Genomic DNA, 22,118 nt, shown 5'->3' on the forward strand with positions numbered 1-22,118 from the left:
CGTATCATTGAAAAGGGCAGAGCGCAAGCGCCGTGTCAGCTCGCCCGCGTGGCGGTTACCAGCGTGTGCGGCTGCGGCTGGTCGATCGTAGAGCGCGCGCCATCGGGCCAGCGAATGCTCAGGCGCGTCAGCGTGGCGCCCGCCGGGAAGCCAAAGTGCACGCGCGGCGCGTCGCCCGAGAGGTAGCCGCTGCCGGCGCGCACGTCGCGCGTGAGGCTGCCGGCGCTGGTTTCGAGCACGAGCTGCGCGCCCAGCGCGCGGCTGTTCTTGCTCGCGGGCCAGCTCAGGTCGACCTCGAGCGCGTCGCCGCCGCACAGCCGGTTTTCGAACAGCTGGGCCGGCGCGCGCAGGTTGTTCACCACAATGTCGAGCTTGCCGTCGCCGTTCAGGTCGGCCATGCTCATGCCGCGCCCGCTGGCAGTGCTGCCCAGGCCCCACTCGGGCGCGGGCGCGAAGAAGCCGCGGCCCTGGTTGCGCAGCGCCTGGTTCTGCTCGACAAGCTCGGACTTTGGCAGGTGGCCGAACAGCTCGGGCGCGATCATGCCGTTGACGACATACAGATCTTGCCAGCCGTCGTTGTCGAGGTCGCCAAACTTGGCCGACCAGCTCCAGCCGGTGGCGCTGACGCCGCGCTCCATGGCTTCGTCGCGGTACTGGCCGGCGGCGTCGCGCACCTGCAGCACGTTCGACATCACCTGGCGGTCGCCGGGCGCGTGGGTCTGTGGCATGGTCGCCATCATGGGCAGCCAGCGCGCCATGGTCGTCACGCCGATGTCGTACGGCTTCATGTCGGTGCTGAACAGCTCGAAGCGGCCGTCGTTGTCGATGTCGGCCTGGTCGATGCTCATGGTGCTCTCGGCCGTGGCCGCGAACGGCTCGGCGGGCGCCCAGCCGGCCTGGTTCAGCCAGGCCGCGTCGGGGGTATCGAAATCGTTGCCGACCAGAATGTCGGGCCTGCCGTCGTCGTTCAGGTCGGGCAGGGCGATCGCCAGCGCCTGAGCTTTTGGCGCCAGCCGCTGTGCGCTGAAAGCGCCGCCGTGCTGGGTGTAGGCGTATACGCCCGCGCCGCCGCTCAGCAGGAAGGCGTTGGCGTTTTCTTTTGCCAGCTCGGCATCGTACGAGCCGGCGACGAAGTCGAGCTGTCCGTCGCCGTTGAGGTCGCCCCAGGCCATGGCGTAGGCCGGTGCGAGCACGCCGGGCAGCGGCTGGCGCGCGAAGCTGCCATCGCCCTGGTTGTGCCACAGGCTCACGCCGCCGTGGCGGTGGGTGAACAGCAGATCGAGCCGGCCATCGCCGTCGACATCGACCGCCTGCGCGGCGCGCGAGTCGGTGTCGTCGAGCGGCTGGGCGCGGAACCGCAGACCGCCCCCGTTCCAGAGAATGGTATCGGGGCCGGCCAGGTTGGCGAACACCAGGTCGAGCTGGCCGTCGCCGTCGAGGTCGCCGATCGCCACGCCCGCGCCGTTGCTCTCGAACAGCCGCGGCTCGGCATCGCGCGTGGTGGTGGCGTAGCCGGGCGTGTGCGCCACGAAGCCGCCGGTGCAGGGCTGCGGCTGGGCCAGCGGCGTGGCGCTGGCGCGGAGCGCGGCCGGCGGGCCTGCGGGCAGCGCCGAGCGGCTGGGAGTTGCCGCGAGCCCGCAGCCGGCCAGCAGGCTGGCCACGAGGCAGATTACGATAGGCGGTGCGTGCTTCATAGTGGTTCAACCGTAACTTTGGCTTCTGGATCTATGAGATGCCAAAGCAAGTAAGCTTTATTCTCGGTTTGCCGCGCCTGGCGCGGCAAACCGAGAGCGCGAGGGCGAGCGGCCTACTGGAACAGCGCGTTCACCTGGGTGTTGGCGTCCTTCAGCGCATCGGCGGCCTTTTTCTCGCCGAGCATGATGCTGTCCATCACCGGGCCCATGATCGTCGAGATCTCGGAGCCGTGGTCGGTGATCGGGAACAGGAAGGTGCCGTTCGGGTCGAGCGCCTGCTCGGTGAAGGCGCTCACGTCGAGGCCGTTGGCCTTGCGCTTGGCCAGCGACTTCTCAACGCCCGACTGGATGGCCGGGAACACCACGCCGGTGTCGCCCACGATGTTCTCGCAGGCCTGCGACGAGGCGAACTTCACCCAGGCCCAGGCCTCGTCGGGGTGCTTGGTGCCAACCCAGATCGAGTCGGCCAGGCCGTTGAACATGCTCTTGCGGCCCTGCGGGCCCTTCGGCAGCGGCGCGAAGCCGATCTTGAACTTCGAGTTCTTGACATAGTCGCCGATCGTCCACGAGCCGTCGCTGGTGAGCGCGCCCTTGCCCGACTGGAACAGCGTGCCGGCGCCCAGGCTCGACACGTCGGCGTTGGTCGGCGCCCAGCCCTTGACCAGGTTCAGGTCGGCGTACCACTGCAGCGTCTCGGCCAGCTTGGGGTCGTCGTAGTAGTACTTGCTGGTCCAGGGGCCGTCGGTGAACTTGAAGCCGTTGCTGGCGGCCAGCCAGCTCCACTGCGTCTGGCCCGAGAAGCCGCCCGAGCCCTGCGGGATGAAGCCGTACTGCACCACCTTGGTCTTGTCGAAGGCCGGGTCGAGGCCGTTCTTGCCATTCGAGTCAAGCGTCAGCTTGGCGATCAGCTGGCCGAACGAGCCGCCGTCCTGCGCGTTCCAGGTCAGATCCTTCAGCGATGCCGGGTCGACGCCGGCCTTGGCCAGCATGTCGGCGTTGTAGACGATCGCGATCGTGTCCCAGTCCTTCGGCAGGCCGTAGCGCTTGCCGTCGCGCACCCACAGGTCGGCCAGGCCGGGCAGGTACTGCTTGGTATCGACCTTGTCCTTCTCGACGAGCGGGTTGATGTCGAGCAGCTGGCCCTTGGCCGCGAACTCGGGGAACTTGGCCAGGTGGTCGGTGAATACGTCGGGCGCGGTGCCGCCGACCATGCCGGTCTGGATGCCGCTCCAGTAGTCGTTCCAGCCGAGCTGCTCGATCTTCACGCTGATGTTCGGGTTCTGCTTGTGGAACTCGTCGGCGCAGGCCTGGTAGGCCGGCTGCTGGTTGGCGTCCCACAGCTGGTAGCGGATCTCCACGCCGCCACCGCTGTCCGGCGCTGCGGCAGCGGTTGGCTCGGCGGCGGCCGGCGCTGCGGCGGCAGTAGGCTCGGCGGCGGCCGGGGCTGCGGTAGGCGCGGCGGCTGGGGCGGCAGCCCCGCCACCGCAGGCCGCCAGGATCATGGCGACCAGCGCGAAAAGAACCGCCAGGAACGTTCGCTTCTGATGCTGCATTGGTTTGAGCTCCTCTTGAGACAATCTGTTGACGGACGGTATTGGCTCCGACGGCGTACACACGTGGCCGAATTTTGGCGATGGGGGGCCACGGCTGCGCCGGAAGTGTTTCCGGCGCGCCTGGCGCGGCGCATGGCGCGGCATTCTTGGGCCTTTCTCAGCTACCTCGGGTGGGCCGTGGCTCGGCCGTAAACTCCTGCTTTATTTGTAGCCGCTGAACTGGATCGAGTTGATCGCCTTGCGGCCAAGGATCAGGAACAGCGCGATGCTTGGCAGGATGCTCAGCACAGCCCCGGCCATCAGGCCGCCCCAGTCGGGCGCGCCCTGCGGCGTCTGCGAGCGGAACACGCCCAGCGCCACCGTCAGCACGCGCACGCTCTCGTCCTTGCCGATCAGCAGCGGCCACAGGTAGTCGTTCCAGGTGCCGATCCACGTCAGGATGCCGAGCGTGGCCAGCGGCGGGCCGCTGATCGGGATGACCAGGCGCCAGAAGATCCCGAACAGCGAGGCGCCGTCGAGCTTGGCGGCCTCCTCGACCTCGCGGTTGATGCCGAGGAAAAACTGGCGCAGAAAGAAGACCGCGAACGGCGACATTAGAAACGCCGGCGCCACGATGCCCTGGAATGTGTCGAGCCAGCCGAGCGAGCGGATCAGAATGTAGTTCGGGATGAGCGTGACGATCCCCGGGATCATCAGCGCGATGATATACAGAAAGAAGACCTTGTCGCGCAGCGGGAAGTTCAGCCGCGCGAAGGCGTAGGCCGCCAGCGCGCTGAAGAACAGCTGGCCCACGACCGTCAGGGCGGTGACGATCACCGAGTTGCGCAGGTACAGCCAGAAGTGCAGCGCCTGGCCCGAGCCGCCGGCGGCGATCGCGTCGGCCGCGCTCACCTGGCCGAGCACGCGCGCGAAGTTGCTGAAGGTGAAGCCGGGCGGCGTGATCTGGCTGGGGTTGGCGTAGAGCTCGACTTTGGTGGCCAGCGCGGTGCGCACCACCCAGTAGAATGGCACGAGCACCACCACAATCGCCAGAAGAAGCCCGGCCCACGCCAGCACGCGGCCGATCGAAACCCGTTTGCGCCGCTGGCCCACCAGCGTCAGCGCCGAAGCATTTGTCGCCATAGCTATCGCCTCCCAGATGTGCGAGAATCAGGCCAGGTCGGATTCGCCCGAGCGCAGGTAGCGCATCTGGACGAGCGTGATCGTGATCAAGATCAAGAACAGGATCACCGCCGCAGCCATCGCATAGCCCATCTGGAAGCGGCTAAAGGCGAACTCGTAGATGTACCAGAAGATCACGCGCGTGGCGTTCACCGGGCCGCCCTTGGTGGTGATCGCGATGGTGTCGAAGATCTGGAACGAGCCGATGACCGTGGTGACGAGCACGAACACCAGCACCGGCCGCAGCAGCGGGATGGTGATCGACCAGAACATGCGCCGCTCGGTGGCGCCGTCGATCGCCGCGGCCTCGTACACGTCTTTTGGAATGGTCTGCAGGCCGGCGAAGATCAGCAGCGCGGTGTAGCCGGCGTGGCGCCAGATGTTGATCCACGCCACCGAAGGCATGGCCTGGCTCACCGAGCCGAGAAACGGCTGGCGCGAGATGCCGAACACGCCGAGGATCTGGTTCACCACGCCAAGCTGCGGGTCGAGCATCCAGAGCCACAGCAGCGCCACCACCACGTTGGGGATGAGCCAGGGCAGCACCAGCACGCCGCGCACGACGATCGACTGCGTCAGGCGATCCATGAGCACCGCCAGCCCCACCGCCAGCGCCGTCTGCAGCGGGATGTTCAGCAGCACGTAGTACAGCGTGACGCGCAGCGCCTGCCAGAACTGCGGGTCGCGCAGCAGCTTCTGGTAGTTCGCAATGCCGACAACTTTGGGCGTGCTGAGCAGATCCCAGTTGGTGAAGCTGATGAACACGCCGCGCACGGCCGGCACGGCGTAGAACGCGGTGAAGCCAATCAGGCTGGGTAGAATAAACAGCCAGGCAAGCCACGTCTCGCCGGCAAGCCAGCCTTTCAGCCATGCCGGCCGCTGGGTGCGCTGAATGGGAAGGGCATTCGCGCTGTTGCTCATGGGGCCTCCATTTCTCCTTCTTCGGATCGTGACGTCTGTCGCGCAGTCGTGCAGCATTGTCTCGACTGATATGGATTGAGCGCGCTGATCGCGTACCTGCTAGATCACCAGCTGGATCGCCTGGAGCAGCAGTGTCGGCAGCACTGGCTTCACCAGGTAGGCCGATGCGCCGAGGGCTTGCCCGCGCCGCCGCTCATCCTGCGCCGTGCAGATGATGATTGGGATGGCGCTGGTGTTTGGGTTGCGTTTCAGCTCCGATACGACATTCCAGCCACGGCCGTTGGGTGGGCCTGGCTCGAGCACCACCGCCTGGATGGCGTGCTGATGGACGATATCCAGGATGTTCTGCTCGTCGCTGGCGGTATACACCTGGTAGCTCTGGCTTAGCGCGCGCGGAGGACAGCTCACGCGTCGAGTCATCATATCGACGATCGGAATCGCCTGCTCTGCGGCTTGTTATATCGTTGTGTATGCGGATGGAAACTTGGTTAAAGGGAACCTGCAAGAAAGCCGGGGAAGTCCTGGATAAAAGCGCGACAATCTTGGACAAACGCTGCGTTATTGGCGCCCTTGCTCGCGGTATGTGCGTGGCGAGCAGCCGGCGTGCGCCGGGGAACACGCGGTTGAAGTATGAGAGGTCGTCGAAGCCAACCTGTATGGCGATCTCGGTGATGCTGTGGCTGTCTCGCGCAGCAGGTTTGCCCGCTCGATGGGGAGCGGCGCTTGAGGTATTCCCGGGCGAGAAGCCGAGCTCCCGGTGGAAGATGTGGCTGAGGTAATCTTTGCTGACGCCCACGGCCGCCGCGAGGTCCTGGCGGGCGATCGGCCGCTGTGGTACTGCTGCAAGTACGCGATCGGTGTGCTTCACCAGCGCGCTTGTCTGCTGCGGCAGCGTCGGCGGCCGAGGGCGCGCGGTGCAGCGAGGCGGCGGTCTCGCCGGCCGAGAGCAGCGCCTTGCTCTGAAATGTCACCAGCGCGTGGTCGAGGCGGTGGATGTCGTCGAACGACAGCGTGCGCCCGCTCATCACCAGCACGGGCACGCGGCGCAGCTGCGGCTGCGCGCACATATACTCGACACGGCAAAACCGTCGACCTCGGGCATGATCAGGTCGAGGAGCACCAGGCTGGGCACGGTGTGGCGCAGACGCTCGATCGCTGCCGCGCCGGAGTCGCTGGTCTCGACGCGGTAGCTCGGCAGCTCGGCCGCGACGATGCCTTCGTACAGCCGCAGCGCCTGCGGGTCGTCGTCGACGATCAGCACCAGCCCGTCGGGGCCGGCCGGCCGCAGTGCGTTCAGCGCGTCGATCAGCGCCGGGCTGCTCAGCGGCTTCACCAGAAAACTCGTGAGCCCGAGCGTCACGCCGCTCTCGCCGGGCTGGGCCTGGCCATACACGATCAGCGGCAGCTGTGCGAGCTGCGGCAGGCCGCGGATCTGCTGGAGCATGCTCCAGTCCTTCAGGTTGGCCTGGGCGAGATCCCAGGCCAGCGCGCTCGGCTGGATGCTGCGCAGCAGCGTCGGCAGGTCGTCGCTGGGGCGCAGCCGCGCCAGCCCCAGCCCTGGCGCTGGCATAGCTGGCCACCGGCGCCACCGGCTGGTCGTGGTGCGCCAGCAGCAGCAGCGTGGGCCGCGCGTTGGCCGGCAGGCTCGGCAGCTGCCCGGCGATGCTCGGCAGGTACACATGAAACGTGCTGCCGCGGCCGGGCTGGCTTTCGAGCGACATACTGCCGCCGTGCAGCGCGACCAGCCGGCGGGTGATGCTCAGGCCCAGGCCCACGCCCTCCTGGCGGCGCTTGCTCTGCTCGCTGGTGACGAACGGCTCAAAGATGCGCTCCTGCAGGTCGATCGGGATGCCCGCGCCGGTGTCTTGCACCCACAGGTGCAGGTGCGGCGGCAGCACGTCGGCGCCGAGCTCGACCGCGCCCGAGGCGGTGAACTTGCTGGCGTTGCTCAGCAGGTTCAGCAGTACCTGCCGCAGCCGCACCGGGTCGGCCTGGATCAGCGGCAGCCGGTCGGGCAGCGCGGCGCGCCATTCCACCGCGCCGCCCGCCGCGCCGCGCGCCATGGTGCCGAATACGTTGCTGAGAAATGCGCGTGGCTCAATCAGCTCGGGGAACAGATCCAGCTCGTTGATCTCGGCGCGCGAGAGATCGAGCAGGTCGTTGATCAGCCGGATCAGGTGCTCGCCGCTGCTGTAGATCTGCTGCAGGTCGTGCAGCAGCGCCGGCGGCAGCGCGGTATCGTAGATCGCCGGGTTGCCGAGCACGGCCGAGCTGTAGCCGAGGACTACGTTCAGCGGCGTGCGCAGCTCGTGGCTCACGTTGGCCAGCAGCCGCGTCTTCAGCTGGTCGGCCTTCTCGGCGGCGGCGCGCGCGGCCTGCTCCTGGGCGTACAGCTCGGCATTGCGCGCCGAGATCCCCAGCCGATCGGCCAGCAGCTGCAGCCCGCCCAGCTCCTCGCGGGTGTGGTGCGCGACGCGCTGGCGGTGCAGGTCGAGCAGGCCGATGATCTGGCCGCCGAGGTGCACCGGCGCCACCACGCGCGAGCGCGTGGCCGGCCACTGCGGGTCGGGCGCGAAGCGGTGGCTGGTGAGTGTGTCGGGGATGAATACCAGCTGATCGTGCGCCAGCGCGTAGGCCAGCGGGCAGGCCGGATCGAGCGGCTGGGCCGCGTGCCGCCCGCCGACCTCGCTCAGCTGCTGGGTGTCGTCGTGCCAGCGCAAGAAGCGCGCGTGGTCGAAGCCGTAGTTATCGCGGATCAGCGCGGTGATCGCCAATGCGAGCTGGCCTTCGTCGAGGATCAGGCCGACCTGCCGGTCGATCGCCTGGCCGGTGGCGAGCTGCAGCCGGCGCTGCTGCTCGTTGCGCCGGTTGATGTCGAGCAGGTGCGTCGGCAGCGTGGCCAGGCTCAGCATCTTGCGCACGGCGACCTCGGCCACATTGTCGGCGGTGATCAGGCGCTGAGCGTAGCGAAAGTGCTCGGGCAGCGGCTCGCCCTGGGCGGCGCGGTAGGCCAGCGCCACCGCCTGCGTGGCGATATCGTCCACGTCGGTCTCGACTGTGGCGGTCATGCTGCCGCCGGCGATCGCCGCGAGCGCCAGCGGGTCGCCGTTCACGCCCAGGATCAGCGTCTGGCGGTTGATCCGGCCGCGCGCCTGGCAGACATCGCGCGCCGCCAGGGCCTGCGAGTCGGAGAGGCCGAAGATCGCGTCGATGTGCAGGTTCGGGTGCTGGCTGAGAAACGCCTCGACGCGCGGCCGGGTCTGCTCGTAGGTCCAGTCGCTCGGCAGCCGGTGGATGCTGTACAGCCCGGCGCCGGCCAGCGCGGCGGCAAAGCCGTCGAGCCGGCTCTGGCCATTGTCTTCGCCGAACGACTCGCCGCCGACAATCAGCAGCGTGCCGTGGCCGGCCAGCCGCTCGTCGAGAAAGCGGCCGAGCATGTAGGCCGCGTCGTACAGCCCAAGCCGCGAGACTAGGCAGGGGTGGCGCAGGGCGATCTCGCTCACATAGATGATCGGGATCTGGCGCTCGAGAATGCGGCTAAGCAGGCTCAGCGGGTAGGTATTGCTGATCAGCGCGTCGAGCTCTTGCACGATCAGGTCTTCGACCACCTCGGACTGCTGGTCGGCGCTGGCAAGGTGGGTTGTCTGGATGTTCACCTCGACCAGCTCGGCGGCGAGCGTCTGCGCGCGCTGCCACATGACCTCGCGCACCTGAACCCAGAACGGGTCGTCGAGCTCGATCTGAATGCCGATCCGCGGCGTGTGCGCCATCACCGTCTCCTGTTAAGCGCGGTGAGTGATTGTACAGGCGATCGGCCACTTCATCAAATTGCCACAAGGTTGCGCGCGCCCGCCAGGCTATGCTATGCTCTGCCTGCTTCCGCTGCGAGTGTGTTTGGGTGCGAGGGAGGGTGCACAATGGCGCATACAGTGCCGCGCCGCCGGCAGCGCGCGACCGGGCCGATCTACGCGCTGGCCGGCCTGCTGCTGTTTCTGGGCCTGCTGCTCGGCCGGCGCGACGAGCGCGGCGTGAATAGGATCCCGCGCCCGCTGCGCATGCTTTCGTCGGCGCTGGTGCTGCTGGCCGCGCTGCTGCAGGCGCGGCGCGGGTCGTCCCGCCTGGTGGCGGCTGGCATGGGCTGCGGCTTTGTGGGCGACCTGATCATGGCCGAGCTGCTGCCGCTGCCCGAGCACGTGCTGTTCGGCATGCTGAGCTTTGGCGTGGGCCACGGCTGCTACCTGCGGGCCTTGGGCGCGCGGCGGCGCGCCGCCGGGCTTGATATTCCGGCGGCCGGCCGCGCCGCGCTGCCGCTGGCATGGCTGGTGGCGCTGGCGGGCTGGCTAGGGCTGGTGCGCAACCCGAAGATCAGCGCGGCGCTGAACTATGCCGCGCTGGCCTACGCGCTGCTGCTGGCCAGCATGGCCGGCGCCGCCGCCGCGCTCGCCACCGCCGACCGGCGCTATACCGGCGTGGCGCTCGGCGGCGGGCTGTTCCTGCTCTCCGACATCATCCTGGCGGCGCGGCTGTTTCGCCAGGCCCACTTCAACCAGATCGGCGACGTGGTGTGGCTCACCTATATCGCCGGCCAGGCGCTGATCGTCGGTGGCTTCGATCAGGGCGCCGATGCGGCCTGATCGGCCGCGCGGCAATATGATACGATACGGCCGGCCAATGTACTGAATGGATATGAACCATGCGCCGTACCTTTCTCGCTGCGCTGGCGGCGCTTGCGATCACGCTCGTGGCGCTGTACTCCTACCGCGAGCTGTGGCAGCGCCCGTTCGCCGCCGACGACTACCAGTGGCTGCTGAATGTGCGCGGCCTGGGCGCCACGGCGCTGCTGCGCGCCGCCTTTGACCCGGCCGCGCAGACGCATTTTTTTCGGCCGCTGGTGTGGCTGCTGTTTGGCGCTCAGGTGCGCGCGTTTGGCCTCGACCCGCGCGGCTTCCACGCGGTGTCGCTGGCGCTGCACCTGCTGAACGCCGGCCTGCTCGGCTGGCTGGCCTACCGATTGACGAACGGCCAACGACCAAGCGCCAAGGGCGAAAGCGCACCTTCTTTCACCTCTGGTCTTGCGCCTGCCGTTGTGGCGGCAGGTATCGTGGCGCTGCACCCCGCGCCTTTCGAGGCGGTGGTGTGGGTTTCGGCCCAAAGCGAGCTGCTGGCTGCGGCGCTGCTGCTGCTGGCGCTGCATCTGTGGCTGCCCGGCCGGGCCGGCGCGCCTGGCCCGGTTTCGCCGCGCCTGCTCGCCGCAACCCTGGCGCTGGGCCTGGCACTGCTGGCGAAAGAAAGCGCGGTGATCGGCCTGCCGCTGCTGGTGCTGCTGGGCGCCTGCGCGCCGGGTACGCGCCTTCCCGCCGGTGCGCCGCGCGCGCGCCTGGCGCCGTACCTGCTGCCCACGCTGCTCACGCTGGCCTACGCCGGCGTGCAGGCGCTTGTCGAGCGCCGCAACTACCTGCTGCGCCAGGGCGGCTATGGCCTTGGCCCGCAGCTGCTGCTGAACCCGCTGCGCAGCCTGGCGCTGCTGGCGGCGCCGCTGCCCGGCACCGAGCACGCCGAGAACGCCTGGCTGGTGCCGGCCGGCGCGCTGGTGGCGCTGCTGCTGCTGGCCTTGCTGGCGGCGGCGCTGCGCCGCGATGGCCCGCGCGGCCCGCTGGTGCTGGCGCTGCTAGCGCTCGGGCTCACGCTGCTGCCAACCGCGCCATTTGCCTCGCCGCCCGACTCGCGCTACCTGTACCTGCCGGCGCTGGCGGCGGCGCTGCTGGTTGCCTTGCTGCTGCGACGCGCCCGCTCTGCCGCGCCGCAGCCTGCGCCGCGCCCGCTGGCGGCTGGCGCGTGGCTGCTGGCGCTTGGCGCCGTGGTATTGGCGCTGTGGGCCGGCGGCGAGCTGCACGCGCGCGAGGCGCGCTTCGCCGCCGGGGCCGGGCCGGGCGGCAGCCTCTGGCGCCTGGCCGCCGATGTGTGCGCGCGCCAGCCGCCCGCGCGTATGCTGCTCGTCGACCCGCCGCTCGCCGCGCCGCACGCCGAGGCGATCGTGCGGCTGGCCTGCGGGCCGCGCGTGCGCCCGCAGATCGTTGGGCGCGATCAGCTGGCCGGCGCGCTCAAGCCGCGCTCGGTGGTGGTTGCCTTCCCAAACGGCAGCGCGACGGTTGAGCGTACGACGTAGGCGCGGAATCAGCTGCTTACAAAGCTGTCATTGCCTCGGATGCCCCCTTTTTTAGCTGACACCACCTTCGGCGCCCCGCTGCGCTCGCCCGCAGGCCTCTGCGGCGAGCGCCGCGCGCTGCCCTGTGCTGGCCGTCGCCCTGGCCGGCAAGCGCTTCGCCGCGCATAGCAAAGCCATGCTGCCGCCTCTGGCCGCGTGCCCTGCCTGTGGCCCACGGGTGTTTCTGGTGCGCTTCCGCGCCGCGCTCCCCGCTGCGGCTGTGGCCCCGGCATACCTGGTAGAGAACATGCTGCGCGGCGGAGCGGCGGCCGGCGCCGGCGCCGTGAACGAATCGTTATCTGCGCCGGCTAACCGCTAGGCGATCTGTCAACGTGTCGCGCTATGATGAGGAGGAAAAACGCCTACTGGCTCCCGTCCGCGAACACTGTTGAGGTTGCCCGTGATATTTCAGAAGACACCAAAGAATGCGACCACCCTCCGGCGCCGCGCGCGGCTGGCCTGGGCGCTCGCGTTTGCGATGCCGCTGGCGCTGGTCGTGGCGCTGGCCTTTCCATTCGCGCGCGCCGCCGAGATCCCCCCGGCCGGCGCCGCCGCGTATGTGGTCGAGTCGTTTGGCCCGACGTTCCCGATCACCCAGGGCGCCTGGTATAGCAACCCGGCGAATGGCGTGGGCTCGGGCTACTACTACTCGCAGTTCGCCATCCCGTGCGGCTGGCCGGCCGACAAGCCGGTGATGCTCGATCTCTACAGCCCCGAATTCTCGAAGCAGGGCGCGGCCGACGAGCTGCGCAACGACCCGGCCCAGAGTACTGTGTTTGAGCTCTACGGCCCGAACGTGACCGTCGGGCCGGGCGTGGGCGACCCGGCGCCCGGCGCGGCCGGCAGCATCATCCAGCGCATCTATGCGCCGACCAACGTGCAAACCAGCTGGAAGCGCTTCTACACCTTCACAGCGCCGGTGCAGTGCGGCGTGTATGTGCTGCGCTCCGAGGCCGGCGGCGATAACGGCAACGTCTGGCGTATGCGCGTCGGCTACGACAACGACAACAACCCGAATAACCGCACCCCGGCGAACTACGACGACCCTGATGGCCAGCCCGGCACCGGCGACGAGATCATCGCAGGCGTGATCCAGACGGCCTTCAAGCATCCGCAGAATCCTTCGACCTGCCTGACGCTGTATGAGTATGTCGCGCCGAACCAGTCGCAGGTGTCGTTCCATAACTTCGACATGGAAGCCTCTGGCTCGGTCACCTACTACAACCCCGGCGGCGTGGCCTTCCCCGGCACAGCCTCGGGGCCGGGCGTGTGGAACCGCGGCACCCGCACCAGCCGCGGCACCGGCGATACCATCGCCAACCCCGAGTCCGGCTGGTGGAAGATCGTCTCGTGCGCCGGCAACGATCGCCACTTCATCCAGGAGGGCCAGCAAAACGTGCCGGCCTACTTCCAGCAGCCGCCCACGCCGCGCGCGGTGGTATCGAAGGACGATGGCCTGGTCGATGTGCACCCGAACGAGGTGCTGAACTACACCATCCAGTTCACCAACACCGCGAGCATGGCGCCGTTCCCGCTCGCGGTGCCCGGCGCCGCGCTGCAGATGGTGATCACCGACACGCTGCCGGCCTACACGTCGTTTCTGAGCTGCGCGATCGACGCGCCGTTCACCGGCAGCTGCGCACAGAACGGCGGCGCGGTGGTGTATACGCTCAGCGGCAAGCTTACCACCGGCAGCCACGGCAGCGTGCGGCTGTCGATCCAGACGACGCCCGACGCGCCGGTGGGGCCGGTGCGCAACGACGTGGCGCTGCTCTACCGCGATAGCATCGGCAACCCGTACCTGGCCACCGGCAACGACATCGACGCGATCGCGGCGGCCGATCTTTCGCTGACGAAAAGCGTCGACCAGCCGCGGCCGAATGTTGGCGATACCGTCACGTTCGATATTGTGGTGCTGAACAGCGGCCCGGCCAACGCCACCGATCTGGTGGTGAGCGACCCGCTGCCGGCTGGGCTTGAGTTTGTGGCCGCCACGCCATCGGCCGGCAGCTACGACGACGCCAGCGGCGACTGGTCGGTGGGCACGCTGCCGGTGAACACCAGCGCGCGGCTGCGGCTGAGCGCCCGCGTCACCGGCCACACGCCGATGATCAACACCGCGCAGGTCGCCTCGGTCGATCAGCCCGACCCCGACTCGGCGCCGGGCAACAACAACCCGGCCGAAGACGACCAGGCCAGCGCCGCAGTGACGCCGCAGGTGGCCGATCTGAGCCTGACCAAGGCCGCCAGCAATACGTCGGCCACCAACGGCGACGCGATGTTCTATACCGTTAGCGTTACAAATAGCGGCCCCGACGCGGCCACCGGCGTGGCGGTGAGCGACCCGCTGCCATCCGGCGTGCAGTACAGCAGCGCCGAGCCGAGCCAGGGCAGCTACAACCCCGCCAACGGCAGCTGGCTGATCGGCAACCTGGCGGTGGACCAGACGGTGCGCCTCAAGCTGTACGTGCTGGTGATTACCGATCAGAAGGTCACCAACACCGCGCAGGTCAGCGCTGCGGCACAGTTCGACCCGGACTCGACGCCGGGCAACAACAACCCGGCCGAAGACGACCAGGCCAGCGTGACGACGCCGGTCGCGCCCACGGCGGTGGTGCTCAGCTCGTTCACCGCCACGCGCAAGCCTGGCGGCGTGCTGCTCGCCTGGGTTACCAGCAGCGAGGTGAACAGCTGGGGCTTCGACCTGTACCGCAGCGCCGATGGCGTGCGCGCGCACGCCACGCGCGTCACCACCGAGACGATCGTGGCGCAGGGGCGCGGCCAGGGCGGCGCGAGCTACAGCTGGCTCGATACCACCGCCGCGCCCGATGCCGCCGCAACCTACTGGCTGGTCGAGACCGAGAGCGGCGGCGATACCCACGACTACGGCCCGGTCACGCTGTCGCCGCTGGGCATGGCCAACGACCAGCAGGTGTTTATTCCCGTCGCGGCTAACTGAGCCGGGGCGGCCTGGTCGCCCGGTATCGGGCAGATCACGTGCTGTATAGTGGGGTTCCGGGGCGGCGCCGCCCCTTCTTCGTTATGAGCAGAAGTTACGTACTTGCATGTTTCGGCTTCCGCTCAGTATGAGATAAGCCTGCGGCAGCAGGGTACTTGCTCATCTTCGTGTTCATTTTCCGCGCTTTGCGCGGAAATGGACACGTGCCGAGTTCGTATTATACCAACTCCGTTTGATTACTTGTGTTTTCTTGTGCGGCGCCCGGCTTTGCCGGGCGCCGCCGGTTGCGGGGCGGCGAAGCCGCCCCAAACCCACCAAAGTGTACGTCATCAAGCGGAATTTGGTATTACTTACCGTAGCGCCACTGGAAGTAGTGCTGGCCGACATTGCCCATCTCGACGCGGAAGGCCGGATCGTTGGCCGGGTTGTACGTCAGCACGCGCCGCTCGAATACCTGGAACAGGATCGGCCGCTCGACGCCGCCGACCTTGGCTTTCACCCAGTACGCGCCCGTCACCGGCAGCCCAAACACGAACAGCGGGTCGTAGACTTTGCCGTTCTTGAAGTTGCCGCCCTCCGACACCAGCCCTTCCTGGCTCATGTAGTCGATGAACACCTTGGCCACGCCGTGGTTGTTCTCGCCGCGCACCAGCAGCGTCGCCGGGTCGTTGGCGTAGTCGTTGAAGCCGGTGATCGCGCCGCCCGGGTTCAGGAAGCCCGTGGCCGGCTTGCCCAGGTCGCCGGGGTTGACGGCGCCGGGGCTCTGGTAGAGCGGCAGCAGGTCGGCGTAGGTCGGGAACTGGTCGGGGTCGCCGATTGCGGTGATCTTCGCCGGGCCGCGGAACTCAAACAGGTTCAGGCCGTTCTGCTGGCGGCCGGTCATCAGCTCGATCGGCAGCAGGCCGTTGGTCACATACCAGCTCGCGTTCTGGTCGGCGGTTGGGTCGTTGATCTCCATGCGGCTTTTGTCGAAGTACTGCACCGTGCGCTTGCCCTCGACGCCCTCGGCGAACTGCTCGCGCAGCACCTCGCTGATCGGCGCTGGCCCCCACGTCCACGAGCGGCCGGTCAGGTGCAGCGCGATCGCTAGATCCTGGCGATCCCACACCCGGCTGAACGCTGGGTTGCCGATAATCGGCGCGGCAAATGCCGGCTGTACGGCAATCAGCAGGGCCGTCGCCAGCGCTGCGATTGAACCAAGTATACGTTTCATCTCTCTGCTCCTTTGATTGCTCGGGTTGTCGTCGTTCGTTAGGTTGAGTATAGCCCCGTACGTATGGCTACACCATGAAAGGCGAATGGGGCCTGCCTCAGGTTACGCTCAAATTCCTGAGATCGCCCTGATGCCTTGTCATGGCAGTATGCCTGGGCTATAATGCCAGTGTTGCGTACGATATGCGACCATAGACCGACCACATTGTTGTTTTCGTTGCGAAGGGTGTGGTATGGCGCAGCACGATCGCCTACAGTTTGATCCGCTTGATGCTGCGCTCGGGCCGCGCCTGCGCCTCTACCTGCCCGCCGATCTCGCCGACACCCTGCTCTGCGCCGGTGCTCCCCCGCCCCGGCCCAGCGTGATCCAGGCGTTTGTGCACCTGGCCTGCGCGCGCTCGGCCATCCACTCGTACCTGCCGCGCATGCTCAGCGATCGGCTGCTGCGCGAGCGCCTGCGGAGCCCCTGGCTGCACTGGCTCGACGGCACGCTGCTATTCGCCGATCTGTCGGGCTCCACCGCGCTGGCCGAACGCCTCAGCACGCTCGGCCGCGAGGGCACCGAGATCGTCACCGCCTGCCTGAACCAGGTCTTCGCCCTGCTGATCCAGGTGATCCACGATTACGGCGGCGACCTGGTGGCGTTTGGCGGCGACGCGCTGCTGGCGTTTTTCGGCGACGACCGGCACGCCCGCGCCGCGGCCCGCGCCGCGCTGGCGCTTCAGGCGGCCATGCGCGGCTACGTGCAAGAGGTGCCCGGCGCGGGCAGCTTCCCCATGCACCTGCACGTCGGCGTCGAGAGCGGGCGCGTAGCGTTTGCGAGCGCCGGCGGCGACGATCACCTGCACTACAGCGCGCTGGGCGCTGCCGTGAACCGCGTGGCCGCCGCCGAGGCGCTGGCCCAGCCGAATGAGGTGGTGGTTGGCCCCGGCGCCTGGCCCGAGCTGGCCGCGCTGGCCAGCGCCGACGAGGTGGCGCCGGGGTTCTGGCGCCTGGCCGCGCTGCGCGCCCCGGCCCGCCCGCACCTGCCGCTGCCCGAAGAAGAGCCGATCGACGCCGCGCCCGAGCAGGCCATCCCGCTGCTGCTCGACGACCTCGACCAGATCAGCCGCTATATTCCGCCGGCGCTGCTGCGCCGCATCCTGGCCGAGCCGCAGCTGCCGCACGTCGAGGCCGACCTGCGCCCGGTGACGGTGCTGTTCGCGCAGGTGCTGGGCCTCGAGGCGCTGGCCGAGGCGCTGCCGCCCGACGCGGCGGCGCGCGCGCTGCAGCTGTATATCGGCGCGATGCACGCCGTCGCCGAGCAGTTTGGCGGCATGGTCAATAAGCTCGACGTGGCCGACCAGGGGGTCAAGCTGGTGGCGATCTTCGGCGCGCCGCTGGCCTACGAGGATCACCCGGCCCGCGCCGCCCGCGCCGCGCTCGAGATGCAGCTTCGGCTGGAAACGGTGAACCGGCAGATTGCCGGCCAGATAGCTGCGGCGCCTTCGCCCGACAGCGCCGCCTGGCCAACAACCGGCGCGGCGCATGCGCCGCCGATACCGCCTGGAGAACGCATGGCGCTGCGCCAGCGCATCGGCCTGAACCTCGGCACTGCGTTTGCCGGCAATGTCGGCAGCGCCGCGCGCAAAGAGTATACGGTGATGGGCGACGCGGTGAACGTGGCCGCGCGCGTGATGAGCGCCGCCGAGTGGGGCCAGGTGTGGTGCAGCGAGGCGGCGGCGCGCGCGATCGGCGGGCAGATCGCCTGCGACGACCGCGGCTACCTCGCGCTCAAGGGCAAGGCGCTGCCGGTGCAGCTGTTCCGCCTGGCCGGGCCGCGCGATGCGCCGGCCGCGCCCGTGCTGGCTGCCGGCCGGCTGATCGGGCGCGGCGCCGAGCAGAGCTGGCTGCGCGCGCAGCTCGACGCGGCCCTGAGCGGCGCCGGCCGCGCCGTGCGCGTGGTCGGCGACGCGGGCATTGGCAAAAGCCGCCTCGTCGCCGCGCTGGCCGAGGCGGCCCAGGCGCGCGGCGTGCGCGTGATCCACGCGGCCTGCTTCTCGTATACCGCCGGCATCCCGTACGCCGCCTGGGGCGAGTGGCTCAAGGCCTTCTGCGCGATCGCCTCGGGCGATAGCGACGAGCTGCGCGCCCACAAGATCCGCCGCGCGCTGGCGCTGCTTGGCCCCGGCATGGACGAGTGGCTGCCGCTGCTGGGCGACCTGGCCAAGCTCGATGTGCCCGACAATCGCCTGACCCGCGGCCTCGATCCGCAGCTGCGCCAGGTGCGCCGCTTTGAGCTGATCGAGCAGCTGCTGCTGCACGCCGCCTCCAGCGGCCCGCTGCTGACGCTCTTCGAAGATCTGCACTGGGCCGACCCGATCTCGCTCGACCTGTGGCGGCGCGTGGCCGCCGCGCTCGGTGGCCGCCCGGCGCTGCTGCTGGCCGCGCATCGCCCCGGCCCGATGTTCGACGCCGAGCCCGATGGCGCGCAGGTGCTGGCGCTCAGCGAGCTTTCGGACAGCGAAAGCGGCGACTTGGTGGCGGCGCTGGCCGGCCAGCACAACCTGCCCGCCGCCCTGGTGCGCCAGCTGGTCGAGCGCGCCGCCGGCAACCCCTTGTTTCTTTCCGAGCTGCTGCGCGTGGTGATGCAGCGATGGGAAGCCGACCAGCTGCGCGCTAAAACCGTGGAAGGCTTACAGGCCATCGAGCCTCAGCCTGCAAACCTGCAAACATTCAAACCTTTAGCCGAAACGCTGCTCGACAACTTGCCCGACAGCCTGAGCGGCCTGCTGCTCGCGCGTATCGACCAGCTCGACGACGGCACGCGCACCGTGCTGCGGCTCGCCTCGGTGATCGGCCAGCGCATCCCGTTCGGCGTGCTCCAGTCGATCCAGAACTTCGACCAGCAGGTGCTGCTGCGCGAGCTGGCGCGCCTCGACGCCGCCGACCTGACCGCGCTCGAGCGCAGCGAGCCCGAGCGCGTCCACGCGTTTCGCCACGCGCTGATCCAGGAAGTCGCCTACCAGAGCATGCTCTACGCCCGCCGGCGCGAGCTGCACGGCCGCATCGGCGAGTACCTCGAGCGCCGCCATAGCGGCGACCTCGACGACTACTACGGCCTGCTGGCGCACCACTACCGCCTGAGCGACCGCCGCGACAAGGCGGTCGAGTTCCTGATCCGCGCCGGCCAGAGCGCCCAGGCGGTGTACGCCAACGACGAGGCTATCCAGTCGTATGGCTGGGCGCTCGACGCGCTCGCCGGCGACGACGCCGACCCGCGCGCGCGGGCCGCGCGCGACGCCCTAGGCGATGTGCTGGCCACCATCGGCCGCTACGACGAGGCGCTGGCGCAGCATGCCGCGGTTCTGGCCACGCCCGGCGTGGCGCCCGAGGCGGCCCAGCGCGCCCACCGCAAGCGCGGCAACGTGCTCGAGAAGCAAGGCCAGTACGCCGCCGCGCTGGCCGAGCTGGGCCAGGCCATGGCGCTCGTGCGCTCGGGTGCCCAGGGCATCTCGGCGCTGGCGGTGGCCATGATCTGCGCCGACATCGGGCTGGTGCGCCAGCGCCTGGGCGAGTACGACCTCGCGATCGCCGCGTGCGAAGAGGGGCTGCTGGCGGTGCAGGACGACCCGGACTCGTTCGACGACGAAAAGACCGAGGCGCGCCTGCACTCGACGCTCGGCGCGATCTACGGCATGCGCGGCGACTACCCGCGCGCCCACCAGCATTTCGAGCGTAGCCTGGCGCTGCGTACCCTCGTCGACGACCTGCCCGGCACGGCGGCGTCGCACAACAACCTTGGCTACCTGTGGCAGCTGCAGAGCGAGTACGAGCGCGCGATCGAGCACTACGCGGTGGCCGAGGAGCTGGCGAAGAAGATCAACCTGCGCTTTTTAATCGCCTTCGCCATCGGCAATTCGGCATACAGCCTGATCTGCCTGGGTAAGTACGATCTGGCCGAACAGCGCTGCGGCGAGACATTGGTGATTGTGTCCCAGCTGAACGCGCAGCATGATATCGCCCAAACGCATAATACGCTGGGCATTGTGTTTTACCACAAGGGGGAGTACGATCGGGCCATTGGTGCGTTTGGCGAGGCGCTGCGCTTGAACAGGCAGCTCGGCAGTGTCTACCAGGAGGCCAACAGCCTGATGCATATGGCGCTGGCGCTGCTGCGCGCGCTTCGCCTCGACGAGGCATACACGTGCGCGGCGCAGGCGTTCGAGCATGCGCAGCGCCTGCACAGCCAGGGGCTGCAGGTCGAAAGCCTGAACGCGCTGGCGCAAATTGAGCTCGAGCGCGGAACCAACGCGCGCACGCGCGAGCTCGCCGGCCAGGCGCTCGATCTGGCTGAGAAAATCGGTAGCCGGCGCGAGGCCGGTGTTGCGCAACGCCTGCTGGCCCAGGTGGCGGCGCAGCGCGGGGAGCCATTTCGCGCGCTGTTCGAGGCCAGCGTCCAGTCGCTGAGTACGATCAAGGATCGTTTCGAGCTTGGCCGCACCTGGGCCGCATATGGCCTGGCGCTGGCCCAAAGCGGCAACCAATCCGACGGCGGCGCGTACCTAAAACGGGCCAAAGATACGTTTATTAGCATAGGCGCGAATGGTGAACTCAAACGCCTGCGTACCGTCGAAGAAAGGAGCGTCTAAGCTATGTCGCAGTCCGAGGTCGAGCGCGTGATTGGCCGGGCCGTCACCGACGCCGAATTTCGCAAGGCGCTGATCGAGAATGCTCGTGAGGCCTGCAAGGGCTATAATCTTACCGAAGCTGAGTTGAGCGCGCTTGAGGCGCTCGACGCCGAGAGCCTGGCGAGCTTCGCCGGCACGCTCGACGAGCGCATCACAAAGACGGGCGGCCTGGGTTTTGTGTAGCGAACCGGGTGCAGCTTGGCCGGGCGGCGCGCAGCCGCCCGGTTTTTTGTTGGCACAGGCGCTACTGTACGATCGATATGATCGCAGCCGTGCCCAGCATCACGCCCAGGCGCCGGCCGTCGGGTGCGGCGAAGGTGCCGCTGCGGATGGTGAATTCGAGCGGCGCGCCGGCCGGCAGTGTGAACGCCAGGCTGTATGCGCGCCAGCCGGCGCCGAGCACGAGCGCCTGGCACTGCCCGGCGGCGCACACCTGCGCCGCTACCGCGCCGCCGTCGGGGCGCGGCGCCGCCAGCCGCAGCCGCAGCAGCAGCGTGGTTGGCGCCGCCAGCGGCGCCGCGCCGAAGCGCAGCTGCCCCTCGCCGTTGGTCCAGCGCGTCGCCGAGCCTCCCAGCAGTTCGGCCGGGTATACGCCGCCGACGTAGCCGAAGTCGAGGCCATCGCCGACGGCGATCGTTTCGCGCGCGGGCGGGCGCAGCTCGCGCCAGCTCCAGTCGGTCAGCGGCTGCTGCGCGACGCTGTCTTTGCCGAACGCGGCGCGCGCGGCGTCGGGCTGGCCCTCGGCGCGCAGCAGGTCGCCGGTTTTGGCGGCGGTGGGGATGTAGTCGGCGCCGATCGCGCGCGCCGCGCGGTAGGCCGCCAGCGCGCGCTGGGTGTCGCCTGCGGCGCGCGCGTGGTCGCCTAGCCGCAGCCAGCCATCCAGGGTTTCGCGCACGTCGAGCGCGCGCTCGTCGAGCCGCAGCGCGCCGGCCTGGTCGCCCAGAGCCCACGCCAGCTCGGCGCGCTGCGCGTACCAGCCGCGCGCCAGGTTCTGCGCGGCCCAACCCCACGGGTAGTACAGCAGCCACGTGCCGCCGACCAGCGCCGCCAGCAGCAGGAAGCGTGTAATGCGCACTGCATATCGCGCGCCGGGGCGTTGCTTGCCGGCGAGCGCTGCAGAGCGCCTTGTTCGCACGAGTGCCCACGCGGCGTAGGGGATCAGCACTGGGAACAGGAAGTGGCGGTAGCGCGCCTCGCCGTGCGTCAGCAGCATGGTGCCGACAGCGTAGAGCAGCCAGCAGATCAGCAGCGCGCGCGGCGTGCGGAGCGCCCCCAGCAGCCTGCGAGCTGCGGCTGGCTCGTTGTGGCTTGGCGGCCTGTCTTCGATCTGCCCGCCCGCGCCGCTGCCCGGTGCGCTCTGCGGCTCCCGCCCGCGCAGCAGCGCTAGCCCGGCCAGGCCCGCCAGCGCTACCACCAGGTATAGCGCGTCGTCGAACAGCAGCGCCGCGCCGAACAGCGGCAGCGGCACGTCGCTGTAGTAGTTCTCCTGAAGAAATCGATCCTCGATCGGCTTGACGCGCCAGATCGCTACCCAGTTCGGCCAGAGCTTGCGCAGCAGGATGGCTGGGTCTTCGCGCAGGCGCGCCAGCCCTTTCGCGCTGGCGTAGTCGCTGCGCTCGGCCGGGTTGCGGATGCTCTCGAGCGTGCGGAAGATCGTGTCGTCGTCTTCGCGCGGCTCGTTGAAGGCCCACAGGTTGTACGAGAGCCCGGTCTCGACCGGGATGGCGCGGCCGTAGGCGATGT

The 22,118-nt window shown here is 68.9% G+C and carries 13 protein-coding genes and 3 pseudogenes; 6 read left to right on the forward strand and 10 right to left on the reverse strand.

What is annotated here, in order from left to right:
• Positions 1-35 precede the first annotated feature (35 nt).
• The 8 genes and pseudogenes from U0177_RS13185 to U0177_RS13220 all read right to left on the reverse strand — a co-directional run.
• On the reverse strand, positions 36-1,694 hold the full coding sequence (locus tag U0177_RS13185) for a CRTAC1 family protein (protein ID WP_409571099.1): 1,659 nt from the start codon (positions 1,692-1,694) through the stop codon (positions 36-38).
• Positions 1,695-1,807: 113 nt separating this feature from the next.
• Positions 1,808-3,247, reverse strand: a complete 1,440-nt coding sequence (locus tag U0177_RS13190) for an ABC transporter substrate-binding protein (RefSeq protein WP_409571100.1) — start codon at positions 3,245-3,247, stop codon at positions 1,808-1,810.
• Between the two features lie 201 nt (positions 3,248-3,448).
• Positions 3,449-4,369, reverse strand: a complete 921-nt coding sequence (locus U0177_RS13195) for a carbohydrate ABC transporter permease (RefSeq protein WP_409571101.1) — start codon at positions 4,367-4,369, stop codon at positions 3,449-3,451.
• 27 nt (positions 4,370-4,396) lie between these two features.
• Entirely contained in the window at positions 4,397-5,329 is a 933-nt protein-coding gene (locus tag U0177_RS13200; protein ID WP_409571102.1) for a carbohydrate ABC transporter permease, read from the reverse strand.
• Positions 5,330-5,428: 99 nt separating this feature from the next.
• Positions 5,429-5,752, reverse strand: a complete 324-nt coding sequence (locus U0177_RS13205; protein ID WP_409571103.1) for a two-component system response regulator — start codon at positions 5,750-5,752, stop codon at positions 5,429-5,431.
• A 250-nt stretch (positions 5,753-6,002) separates the two neighbouring features.
• Positions 6,003-6,197, reverse strand: a pseudogene (locus U0177_RS13210) (helix-turn-helix transcriptional regulator); the annotation flags it as partial.
• 156 nt (positions 6,198-6,353) lie between these two features.
• On the reverse strand, positions 6,354-7,010 hold the full coding sequence (locus U0177_RS13215) for a response regulator (RefSeq protein WP_409571112.1): 657 nt from the start codon (positions 7,008-7,010) through the stop codon (positions 6,354-6,356).
• Positions 7,009-9,099 (reverse strand): annotated as a pseudogene (locus U0177_RS13220) (ATP-binding protein); the annotation flags it as partial. The gene U0177_RS13215 and the pseudogene U0177_RS13220, both read right to left, overlap by 2 nt.
• A 147-nt stretch (positions 9,100-9,246) precedes the next feature.
• On the opposite strand from U0177_RS13220, the gene U0177_RS13225 reads away from it, so the two are divergent.
• From U0177_RS13225 to U0177_RS13240, 4 genes are all read left to right on the forward strand, one after another.
• Positions 9,247-9,963 carry a lysoplasmalogenase gene (locus U0177_RS13225; protein ID WP_409571104.1) on the forward strand — a complete coding sequence of 239 codons (717 nt, stop codon included), beginning with the start codon at positions 9,247-9,249 and terminating at the stop codon, positions 9,961-9,963.
• A 59-nt stretch (positions 9,964-10,022) separates the two neighbouring features.
• Positions 10,023-11,495, forward strand: a complete 1,473-nt coding sequence (locus tag U0177_RS13230; protein ID WP_409571105.1) for a hypothetical protein — start codon at positions 10,023-10,025, stop codon at positions 11,493-11,495.
• A 124-nt stretch (positions 11,496-11,619) separates the two neighbouring features.
• Positions 11,620-11,853 carry a hypothetical protein gene (locus U0177_RS13235; protein ID WP_409571106.1) on the forward strand — a complete coding sequence of 78 codons (234 nt, stop codon included), beginning with the start codon at positions 11,620-11,622 and terminating at the stop codon, positions 11,851-11,853.
• A gap of 81 nt (positions 11,854-11,934) precedes the next feature.
• Positions 11,935-14,493, forward strand: coding sequence for a DUF11 domain-containing protein (locus U0177_RS13240; RefSeq protein WP_409571107.1), 2,559 nt, complete (start codon positions 11,935-11,937; stop codon positions 14,491-14,493).
• A 346-nt stretch (positions 14,494-14,839) separates the two neighbouring features.
• Here the strand turns inward: U0177_RS13240 and U0177_RS13245 are convergent, their stop codons facing one another.
• A complete protein-coding gene (locus tag U0177_RS13245; protein ID WP_409571108.1) occupies positions 14,840-15,706 on the reverse strand; it encodes a hypothetical protein in 867 nt (288 codons plus the stop codon).
• A 232-nt stretch (positions 15,707-15,938) separates the two neighbouring features.
• On the opposite strand from U0177_RS13245, the gene U0177_RS13250 reads away from it, so the two are divergent.
• Complete coding sequence (locus U0177_RS13250) at positions 15,939-20,336, forward strand: adenylate/guanylate cyclase domain-containing protein (protein WP_409571109.1); 4,398 nt, start codon at positions 15,939-15,941, stop codon at positions 20,334-20,336.
• A 3-nt stretch (positions 20,337-20,339) separates the two neighbouring features.
• Entirely contained in the window at positions 20,340-20,558 is a 219-nt protein-coding gene (locus U0177_RS13255; RefSeq protein WP_409571110.1) for a Franean1_4349 family RiPP, read from the forward strand.
• Positions 20,559-20,619: 61 nt separating this feature from the next.
• Here U0177_RS13255 and U0177_RS13260 read toward each other — a convergent pair.
• Positions 20,620-22,118: pseudogene (locus tag U0177_RS13260) on the reverse strand (glycosyl transferase); the annotation flags it as partial.

The sequence above is a fragment of the Kouleothrix sp. genome (assembly GCF_046328425.1).
Classification (GTDB): Bacteria; Chloroflexota; Chloroflexia; order Chloroflexales; family Roseiflexaceae; genus Kouleothrix.

Excerpts from the sequence above, each read along its gene's own strand:
- U0177_RS13255 (WP_409571110.1), top strand. The coding sequence starts at position 20,340 with ATGTCGCAGTCCGAGGTCGAGCGCGTGATTGGCCGGGCCGTCACCGAC.
- U0177_RS13205 (WP_409571103.1), bottom strand. The coding sequence starts at position 5,752 with ATGATGACTCGACGCGTGAGCTGTCCTCCGCGCGCGCTAAGCCAGAGC.
- U0177_RS13215 (WP_409571112.1), bottom strand. The coding sequence starts at position 7,010 with ATGTGTACCTGCCGAGCATCGCCGGGCAGCTGCCGAGCCTGCCGGCCA.
- U0177_RS13195 (WP_409571101.1), bottom strand. The coding sequence starts at position 4,369 with ATGGCGACAAATGCTTCGGCGCTGACGCTGGTGGGCCAGCGGCGCAAA.
- U0177_RS13190 (WP_409571100.1), bottom strand. The coding sequence starts at position 3,247 with ATGCAGCATCAGAAGCGAACGTTCCTGGCGGTTCTTTTCGCGCTGGTC.
- U0177_RS13185 (WP_409571099.1), bottom strand. The coding sequence starts at position 1,694 with ATGAAGCACGCACCGCCTATCGTAATCTGCCTCGTGGCCAGCCTGCTG.
- U0177_RS13250 (WP_409571109.1), top strand. The coding sequence starts at position 15,939 with ATGGCGCAGCACGATCGCCTACAGTTTGATCCGCTTGATGCTGCGCTC.
- U0177_RS13230 (WP_409571105.1), top strand. The coding sequence starts at position 10,023 with ATGCGCCGTACCTTTCTCGCTGCGCTGGCGGCGCTTGCGATCACGCTC.
- U0177_RS13200 (WP_409571102.1), bottom strand. The coding sequence starts at position 5,329 with ATGAGCAACAGCGCGAATGCCCTTCCCATTCAGCGCACCCAGCGGCCG.
- U0177_RS13225 (WP_409571104.1), top strand. The coding sequence starts at position 9,247 with ATGGCGCATACAGTGCCGCGCCGCCGGCAGCGCGCGACCGGGCCGATC.
- U0177_RS13245 (WP_409571108.1), bottom strand. The coding sequence starts at position 15,706 with ATGAAACGTATACTTGGTTCAATCGCAGCGCTGGCGACGGCCCTGCTG.